The sequence below is a fragment of the Pseudidiomarina sp. WS423 genome, from assembly GCF_050750165.1.
Taxonomy (GTDB): Bacteria; Pseudomonadota; Gammaproteobacteria; order Enterobacterales; family Alteromonadaceae; genus Pseudidiomarina; species Pseudidiomarina fusca.
On record NZ_JBOJLN010000039.1, the window covers coordinates 1 to 1,624 of the forward strand.

The following is a 1,624-nucleotide window of genomic DNA, read 5'->3' on the forward strand; positions in this document are numbered from 1 at the left end:
TTTGCTGGGTAGGGGAGCGTTCTGTAAGCCGTTGAAGGTGTGTTGAGAAGCATGCTGGAGGTATCAGAAGTGCGAATGCTGACATGAGTAACGATAATGGGGGTGAAAAACCCCCACGCCGGAAGACCAAGGTTTCCTATCCCATGTTAATCAGGGTAGGGTAAGTCGGCCCCTAAGGCGAGGCCGAAAGGCGTAGTCGATGGGAAACGGGTTAATATTCCCGTACCGACATGAACTGCGATGGGGGGACGGAGAAGGCTAGGCAAGCCGGGTGTTGGTTATCCCGGTGAAAGTATGTAGGTTGGTGGTTTAGGAAAATCCGGACCGCTAAGACTGAGATACGAGACGAGCATCTACGGATGCGAAGTTGTTGATGCCATGCTTCCAGGAAAAGCCTCTAAGCTTCAGGTTCATGTTGACCGTACCCCAAACCGACACAGGTGGTCAGGTAGAGAATACTAAGGCGCTTGAGAGAACTCGGGTGAAGGAACTAGGCAAAATAGTACCGTAACTTCGGGAGAAGGTACGCCAGAGCTGGTGAAGTCCACACGGACGGAGCCGGAGCTGGCCGCAGTGACCAGGTGGCTGGGACTGTTTATTAAAAACACAGCACTCTGCAAAATCGAAAGATGACGTATAGGGTGTGACACCTGCCCGGTGCCGGAAGGTTAATTGATGGGGTTAGCGTAAGCGAAGCTCTTGATCGAAGCCCCGGTAAACGGCGGCCGTAACTATAACGGTCCTAAGGTAGCGAAATTCCTTGTCGGGTAAGTTCCGACCTGCACGAATGGTGTAACCATGGCCACGCTGTCTCCACCCGAGACTCAGTGAAATTGAAATCGCCGTGAAGATGCGGTGTACCCGCGGCTAGACGGAAAGACCCCGTGAACCTTTACTACAGCTTGGCACTGAACATTGAACCTCCATGTGTAGGATAGGTGGGAGGCTATGAAGCGTTGGCGCTAGTTGACGTGGAGCCATCCTTGAAATACCACCCTTGTATGTTTGATGTTCTAACTTAGCCCCATTATCTGGGGTGAGGACAGTGCCTGGTGGGTAGTTTGACTGGGGCGGTCTCCTCCCAAAGAGTAACGGAGGAGCACGAAGGTTGGCTAAGTACGGTCGGACATCGTACGGTTAGTGTAATGGCACAAGCCAGCTTAACTGCGAGACAGACACGTCGAGCAGGTGCGAAAGCAGGTCATAGTGATCCGGTGGTTCTGAATGGAAGGGCCATCGCTCAACGGATAAAAGGTACTCCGGGGATAACAGGCTGATACCGCCCAAGAGTTCATATCGACGGCGGTGTTTGGCACCTCGATGTCGGCTCATCACATCCTGGGGCTGTAGTCGGTCCCAAGGGTATGGCTGTTCGCCATTTAAAGTGGTACGCGAGCTGGGTTTAGAACGTCGTGAGACAGTTCGGTCCCTATCTGCCGTGGGCGTTTGAGAGTTGAGAGGGGTTGCTCCTAGTACGAGAGGACCGGAGTGAACGAACCGCTGGTGTTCGGGTTGTCATGCCAATGGCACTGCCCGGTAGCTACGTTCGGAATCGATAACCGCTGAAAGCATCTAAGCGGGAAGCGAGCCTCAAGATAAGCTCTCACTGACATGTAATTGTCCT

At 53.1% G+C, this 1,624-nt stretch carries 1 rRNA gene; it reads left to right on the forward strand.

The window, feature by feature from the left end:
- Positions 1–1,624, forward strand: a 23S ribosomal RNA gene (locus tag ACQ661_RS12645); the annotation flags it as partial.